We start from the raw sequence: 6,773 nt of genomic DNA, 5'->3' as shown, positions 1-6,773 counted from the left end.
AACATGATTACAAAAGCTATTAGGTACCTCATAGGTTTTCAAAAGTTTGCAAATATAACAATAATGTTTGCTCTACAATAATTTGAGCAGTTTTGTACATATTCATAAACAGTTTTAGAAAACTTTTATTGCTTAATTACGTTTATCTTCTCCCCATAAAAGTTTCTGACGTAGGGTATACAGGAAGCTTTGTTCGCTTAATTCTACGAAATTTATTGTGTAGGGTGCTTTGGTAATAGTGATTTTTGTATCATTCTTTAGGGATGCAATACGGGAATCCATAGAGAGTAAATGGGAGTCTTCCCGTCCCGAAACCCGGAGTGTTATTTTCGTGTTGTCTTTTATAACCAGAGGTCTCGCATTTAAATTATGTGGTGCGATAGGGGTGATTACAAGAGAATCTGTATTTGGGGTAATCACAGGCCCACCACAACTTAAGGAATACCCTGTAGAGCCGGTGGGTGTTGAAATAATTAACCCGTCTGCCCAATAAGAAGTGAGATACTGGTCGTTAAGCCATGTGTCTACAGTTATCATGGAGGTGGTGTTTTTCCGGCTAACGGCTATTTCGTTAAGGGCTACATTATTGAAAATAGGATCGTTATCGTTAGGATGACATTCAGTTTTTAAAACACTACGCGGAGATATACTAAAATTCCTGTTTAGGATGCCATGGAAGGTGCTTTTGATTTCTTCCTTTTGTATGGTTGCCAAAAATCCCAGCCTTCCAGTGTTAATGCCAACAATTGGGATTTCCATATCCTTTACATAATTGATGGACTTTAAAATAGTTCCGTCCCCTCCGATGCAAAAAAACAGGTCGTACGACCTGTCTAAAGAGGTGAAGGTTTCATAATGGCTCCGGGAATTTGGAATTGTTTCATTGAGTTTAATTAATTGAAAGAACTTCTCCTCAATAACTACTTTCACATTTTCATTGTCCAGCAACTCCAAAAGCTGCCCGATATATTCTCCGGCATTGGTATGATAAAACTGTCCGTAGATGCCAATTTTCATATTAAATATTAAGGTATTTATCTAGATATTTTGAGCGGTCTTTTAAATTTTTATTGAAGCTGTCTTCCTGATGCTCTGAAACCACTTTGTACCCATAACGTCTAAAGGCTTGAATAATCTCGTTGATTCCGGTTGGATTAAGTTTTAGGGTGATTTGTGCAAGATCATTTTCAAATTTTGAAACAAAAACCCCCAGGATATTTGCATTGTTGGACTCTGTGATCTGGCATACTTCACTAAAAGAATAATCCTTGAAGCCTTTCTCTAACACAATTATATTTCCAGGTTCACTTAAAAAAGGAGTTTCATTAAAAAGCGCGATAATCTCATTAACCTCCACGTAGCCCAGATATTTATTCTCCTCATCTAAAACGGGTAAGATATTGGTGTTGTTTTGCGCAAAAGCATCAAGGATATCCAGCCAGTAATCGGTTTCTCGTACGAAGAAACCTTCCAGGGCATATTGATACTCCTCAAGGTTTTTCTCTGCTTCAAAACAACGAATATCATTTTCTGAGATGCAGCCCATGTATATCCCGTTATTTTCTACCGGGAGATGGGAATAGGTGAGCTGGTTGAATAAATTTTGGATCTCTCCAACCTTATCGGAAAAATGACAAATCGAGACATCGTTTATAATAAAATCTTCTATGTTCATATCCCTCGTCCTTATTTTTGCAAATTAATTAAAATAAAATTCATTAGGGCATTGGCAAGTTTGTATTTTTGTTAATCTAAAGCCAAAAAGATGACCAAATTAAGCGTTAATATCAATAAAATTGCCACTCTTCGGAATGCCAGGGGTGGGAATATTCCGAATGTATTGCAAACTGCTTTGGATATTGAAAAATTTGGGGCCCAGGGAATAACCGTTCATCCCAGACCTGATGAAAGACATATTCGTTATAGCGATGTAAGGGAGTTAAAACCTGTTCTGCAAACCGAATTCAATATTGAAGGAAATCCAGTAAAAAAATTCATAGATCTTGTGCTTGAAGTGAAGCCTGCACAGGTTACCCTGGTACCCGATGCTGAAGATGCTATCACATCTAACGCCGGGTGGGATACCGTTAAACACCGTGATTTTTTAAGAGAGATAATATCAGAATTTAAGAATAACGATATCCGCACATCAATTTTTGTAGATCCCGAAATAAATCAGATCAAAGCTGCTGCCGAGACAGGCACCGATCGTATTGAATTATACACCGAAGCTTATGCTCTGGCTTTTTCTGAAGGACATAAAGCCGGGGTGAAACCTTATGCCGAATGTGCCCGCAAAGCCCATGAACTTGGACTTGGAGTAAATGCCGGTCATGATCTTTCCCTGGAAAACCTGAAATATTTTAATAAAGAAGTGCCTTTCCTTGATGAAGTGTCTATAGGGCACGCATTAATTTCTGAAGCTTTATATTTAGGTTTGGAAACCACAGTCAAAAGGTATCTTGAACTTTTAAAATAGTAGCTTTATTATGAAATTACATACAAATATTCTTGGGGAGGGTACGCCCTTTCTCTTTCTACACGGGTTTTTGGGAATGGGTGATAACTGGAAAACCCTTGGCAGCGAGTTTGCCGAAGCAGGTTATCAGGTGCATCTTATCGATCAAAGAAACCATGGAAAAAGTCCGCACAGTGATGATTTTGACTATCAAATAATGGCTGATGATATAGTGGAATACTGCCAGCAACATAAACTTTCCGAGATCATATTGCTGGGGCATTCTATGGGTGGCAAAGCCGCTATGCTTATGGCTGCCCAAAATCCTGATCTTGTAAAAAAACTGATTGTAGTAGATATCGCCCCAAAATATTACGCGCCCCATCACCAGCAAATCCTGGATGGGTTAACAGCCCTGGAGGAGGCCAACCTGGGTTCGAGAAAAAAAGCCGAGAATCTCCTGAAAGAATTTATCTCAAATAAAGGTATCAGGTTATTTTTATTGAAAAATCTGGAAAGAGAGTCTCAGGACAAACTTTGTCTTAAGCTTAATCTTTCAGCCCTTAAGGCAAACATAGAGAAAGTTGGAGAGGCTCTGCCCGAAGACCAGGAGTATACCGGGGATACTTTATTTATCAAAGGGGAGAATTCAGATTATATTACCTCAGAGGATGAAGTTTCAATAAAAAACCAATTTCCAAAAGCGAAAATAATAAGCATTCCTAATGCGGGTCACTGGGTCCATGCCGAGAATAGTGAAGCTTTTTATGAAGCTGTGCTAAAATTTCTTTAGATTTACACTGATTATGTTATGTATGCATAATAAATTGATCTAATTTATTGCATACTTTCTAATTTATTCTATTTTTGAAGAGACTATTTTATTAAATACCATTATTAATTCCAATTCAATTATGAAAAAACTATTATTTCTATGCCTGTTTGGTTTGGCTGCATCCGTAACATATGCCGGAGGATACCGGGTGAGCCTGCAGGGCCAGCGTTCTTTAGCCATGGGGCACACCGGTGTTGCGGTGGTGAACAATGCTGAACTCGCTTTCTTTAATCCTGCAGGCTTGGTGTACCTTGAAAACAAAATTAATATTGCCGTAGGTGCAAGTGCCGTATTCTCTGAGACAGTTTGGCAGAATGATCAATTTGGTGAAACTTACCGTACCGATAGTTCGGTGGGAACTCCTTTCTACGCTTATTTTTCTTACAAAATGAATGACTGGCTAAGTCTTGGTTTTGCTGCATATTCACCTTACGGAAGTGCTGTTGAATGGCCAACAGATTGGTCTGGATCCCATTTAGTAAATAATATAGACTTGCAGGCGATTTATTTCCAGGCTTTAGCTTCAGTAAAAATCACTGATAATTTAAGTGTTGGTGGTGGACCAATTTACGTTAGTGGAGCTGTAAATTTTAACCGAAACCTGAACAGAACTTTAACCGATCTTGACGGTAATCGTGCAAATGTTACTGTAGATGCCAGCGGCGTTAGTGCTTTTGGATGGTCTGCGAGCGCCATGTACAAACCCACAGAAGATATAACACTTGGTATAAATTACCGATCTGAGATAATGATGGATGCTGAAGGTGGAGATGCCGATTTCCAGAATATTCCAAACTCCCCGTTAACTCCATTTGAGGATACTGCTTTTGATGCATCATTACCACTACCGGCTGAACTTAGTATAGGGGCTTCCTACCAATTGCTTGATAAGTGGTTGCTGGCTGTGCAGTATGATCGTGTATACTGGAGTGTTTATGAATCCCTGGATATAGATTTTGCCGATCCCAATATACCTGATTCGAAAAATGCAAGAAACTATAAAGATGTTTCAACTTACCGTATTGGTATGCAATACCTCGCGAATGAAATGTTTACCCTGCGAGTTGGATATTATTTTGATGAATCTCCGGTGCAATCGGGTTATTTCGCCCCGGAAACACCCAGAAATGATGCACAGGGATTCACCGGCGGTCTTTCTGTAAATGTTAACGAGAGGCTGTCTATAGATGCAGCTTTCCTGTATAACCGTTATAAGGAAGTTGATGAATCTTATGGTTACTATAGCGAGGATGGACAAAGAGTGCCTTTTGAAGGTACTTATAAATCATCGGCTTTTGTTCCGGGTCTTGGTTTAACTTATAAAATTTAATTAAAGAACATGAAAAAATATTATAGATATATAGCAGTAATACTAGCCGCAGGAGTTTTGTCCTGTGAACCAGAGTTGGAAACTCCGGTTGATGAAATAGGTGTTTACAGCAATGGGGAAGCCAATTTCTCGAGTTATGTTGCATTGGGTAATTCCCTAACTGCAGGTTATGCCAATGGAGCTTTGTATATTACCGGTCAGGAAAATTCTTACCCTAATATCATGGCGCAACAATTTGCGTTAACACAGGAAACTAATGATTTTACTATTCCTTATGTAAGCGATAATACCGGCGGACTTTTATTTGGTGGAACCGTCATTGCCCAAAACCGCTATGTTTTAGCAGTAGGTGCTAATGGAGAACCTGGGCCTGCCCGTTATACCGGAAGTCAGCCTACTACAGAAGTTTTAAATACTCTGGATGGGCCATTTAGTAATATGGGAGTGCCCGGGGCTAAAAGTTACCATTTAGTGGCCCAGGGATATGGAAATCCTGAAGGTGTACCTGCAGGGATGGCTAATCCTTATTTTGCGCGTTTCGCTACTTCGGCATCCACAACTGTGGTGGAGGATGCGATGATGTTGAACCCCACTTTTTTCTCTCTTTGGATAGGAAATAATGATGTACTTGGTTATGCGACTTCAGGCGGGACAGGAGAGGACCAAACTAACAACACCGATCCTTCTACCTATGGTCCAAATGATATAACAGACCCGAACGTATTTGCTTCGGTTTATTCAGGAATTGTAGAAACTTTAACCTCTACCGCTACCGGTGGAGCTTTGGTTAATATTCCAGATGTTACCTCTGTGCCTTATTTCACAACGGTACCAAATAATGCCTTAGTACTGGATGCTGAAACTGCTGCAAATCTTACGGGCTTCTTTCAAGCGGTTTCTCAGGTTTTTGCCGGGGGATTAATGCAACAAGGTGTTCCGCAGGAGCAGGCAGTAGCACTTGCAAGTCAGTATGCCTTAACTTTTAGCGAAGGTCCTAACCGTTTTGTGATTTCCGTAGAACCATCCGATGCTAATCCTCTTGGATTCCGTCAAATGACTGAAGAGGAATTATTGCTTTTAACCATAGATCAGGGAGCTTTAGCTCAGGGTTATGGTTCAGTAAGATTAACTCCGGAAGTTATGCAAGTGCTTGGAGTGCTTCAAAGTGGAGGGCAGCCTACCGAAGAGCAGGTAAATACGCTATTTGGTGCTGTAGCCGGTATTAAAGATGCTGATGTTCTCGACGGTGAGGAAATTGAGAGTATTAAGAATGCAACAGCGGCTTATAATCAGGCCATCGCTGCTATAGCAGATGCCAATGGTTTGGCGATGCTCGATGCAAATTCCTTACTAACAGATATTGCTCAAAATGGATATAGCTTTGATGCGGGTACCGTAACTACAACTTTTGCCAGTGGTGGTGCTTTTTCTTTAGATGGCATTCATTTTACTCCGCGTGGGAATGCGATTGTAGCCAACGAGTTGATTAAAGAGATCAACAATACCTATAATGCATCTGTACCGGGAGTTAATATTGGGAATTACCCTACAATTACTCTCAATAATGAGGTCAATTAAAAAATTTCACTTTTTTCAATTTTCATTAAACGCCGGAATATCCGGCGTTTTTTGCATATTTGTAGTACTAACACCATAAGCTATGAACTTTATTTTAAGGATTTTACTTACCGCGCTGGCCGTTGTTGTGCTGGCTAAATTTCTTCCCGGTGTTGCGGTGGCAGGGTATGTTACCGCAATAATTGTTGCCATTGTCCTTGCAATTCTAAATTTGCTGGTCAAACCAATTTTGATACTTTTTACGCTGCCGGTAACTATAATTACCCTGGGATTGTTCTTGTTGGTTATAAATGCAATTATCATTCTTCTTGCCGATGCATTTGTGAGTGGGTTTGAGGTGAATGGTTTTCTTATCGCCATACTTTTTAGCCTGCTTTTATCCCTCTTTCAATCCATACTATTTTCTCTTCTCGGAAAAGATTAGAAGAGGGCTGAAATTCAATAAATTGAAACTTTGCGGGCTTGGGAAAAAAGTGTAATTTTGCACTCCAATTTTTATAACAAGTCAAGATGAATATTACCAGAGAGAATATTGATGAGCTTAATGCGGTAGTAAAAGTTGATATCGCAAA

At 39.7% G+C, this 6,773-nt stretch carries 7 protein-coding genes; 5 read left to right on the top strand and 2 right to left on the bottom strand.

Annotation, left to right across the window (positions count from 1 at the left end; genetic code table 11):
- Nucleotides 1–132 precede the first annotated feature (132 nt).
- Nucleotides 133–1,017 carry an NAD kinase gene (locus VIM94_RS06785; RefSeq protein ID WP_332038533.1) on the bottom strand — a complete coding sequence of 295 codons (885 nt, stop codon included), beginning with the start codon at nucleotides 1,015–1,017 and terminating at the stop codon, nucleotides 133–135.
- A 1-nt stretch (nucleotide 1,018) separates the two neighbouring features.
- A complete protein-coding gene (locus tag VIM94_RS06780; protein WP_332038532.1) occupies nucleotides 1,019–1,675 on the bottom strand; it encodes a CBS domain-containing protein in 657 nt (218 codons plus the stop codon).
- A 90-nt stretch (nucleotides 1,676–1,765) separates the two neighbouring features.
- Here VIM94_RS06780 and VIM94_RS06775 point away from each other — a divergent pair, with 90 nt between their 5' ends.
- The 5 genes from VIM94_RS06775 to VIM94_RS06755 all read left to right on the top strand — a co-directional run bounded on the left by VIM94_RS06775 (nucleotide 1,766) and on the right by VIM94_RS06755 (nucleotide 6,625).
- Nucleotides 1,766–2,479, top strand: coding sequence for a pyridoxine 5'-phosphate synthase (locus VIM94_RS06775; RefSeq protein WP_332038531.1), 714 nt, complete (start codon nucleotides 1,766–1,768; stop codon nucleotides 2,477–2,479).
- A 10-nt stretch (nucleotides 2,480–2,489) separates the two neighbouring features.
- Nucleotides 2,490–3,251 carry an alpha/beta fold hydrolase gene (locus tag VIM94_RS06770; RefSeq protein ID WP_332038530.1) on the top strand — a complete coding sequence of 254 codons (762 nt, stop codon included), beginning with the start codon at nucleotides 2,490–2,492 and terminating at the stop codon, nucleotides 3,249–3,251.
- A gap of 121 nt (nucleotides 3,252–3,372) precedes the next feature.
- Nucleotides 3,373–4,623, top strand: coding sequence for an OmpP1/FadL family transporter (locus tag VIM94_RS06765; protein WP_332038529.1), 1,251 nt, complete (start codon nucleotides 3,373–3,375; stop codon nucleotides 4,621–4,623).
- 9 nt (nucleotides 4,624–4,632) lie between these two features.
- Complete coding sequence (locus VIM94_RS06760; protein WP_332038528.1) at nucleotides 4,633–6,201, top strand: G-D-S-L family lipolytic protein; 1,569 nt, start codon at nucleotides 4,633–4,635, stop codon at nucleotides 6,199–6,201.
- An 82-nt stretch (nucleotides 6,202–6,283) separates the two neighbouring features.
- Nucleotides 6,284–6,625 (top strand): phage holin family protein, encoded by a 342-nt coding sequence (locus VIM94_RS06755; protein ID WP_332038527.1) that lies wholly within the window; start codon nucleotides 6,284–6,286, stop codon nucleotides 6,623–6,625.
- The last annotated feature ends 148 nt before the right edge of the window (nucleotides 6,626–6,773 follow it).

The organism is Salegentibacter sp., assembly GCF_036568425.1.
Taxonomy (GTDB): Bacteria; Bacteroidota; Bacteroidia; order Flavobacteriales; family Flavobacteriaceae; genus Salegentibacter.
Note: the sequence above shows the minus strand (reverse complement) of the source record. Positions and strands in the feature narration are given on the sequence as shown.

Excerpts from the sequence above, each read along its gene's own strand:
- VIM94_RS06765 (WP_332038529.1), top strand. The coding sequence starts at position 3,373 with ATGAAAAAACTATTATTTCTATGCCTGTTTGGTTTGGCTGCATCCGTA.
- VIM94_RS06785 (WP_332038533.1), bottom strand. The coding sequence starts at position 1,017 with ATGAAAATTGGCATCTACGGACAGTTTTATCATACCAATGCCGGAGAA.
- VIM94_RS06780 (WP_332038532.1), bottom strand. The coding sequence starts at position 1,675 with ATGAACATAGAAGATTTTATTATAAACGATGTCTCGATTTGTCATTTT.
- VIM94_RS06755 (WP_332038527.1), top strand. The coding sequence starts at position 6,284 with ATGAACTTTATTTTAAGGATTTTACTTACCGCGCTGGCCGTTGTTGTG.
- VIM94_RS06775 (WP_332038531.1), top strand. The coding sequence starts at position 1,766 with ATGACCAAATTAAGCGTTAATATCAATAAAATTGCCACTCTTCGGAAT.
- VIM94_RS06770 (WP_332038530.1), top strand. The coding sequence starts at position 2,490 with ATGAAATTACATACAAATATTCTTGGGGAGGGTACGCCCTTTCTCTTT.
- VIM94_RS06760 (WP_332038528.1), top strand. The coding sequence starts at position 4,633 with ATGAAAAAATATTATAGATATATAGCAGTAATACTAGCCGCAGGAGTT.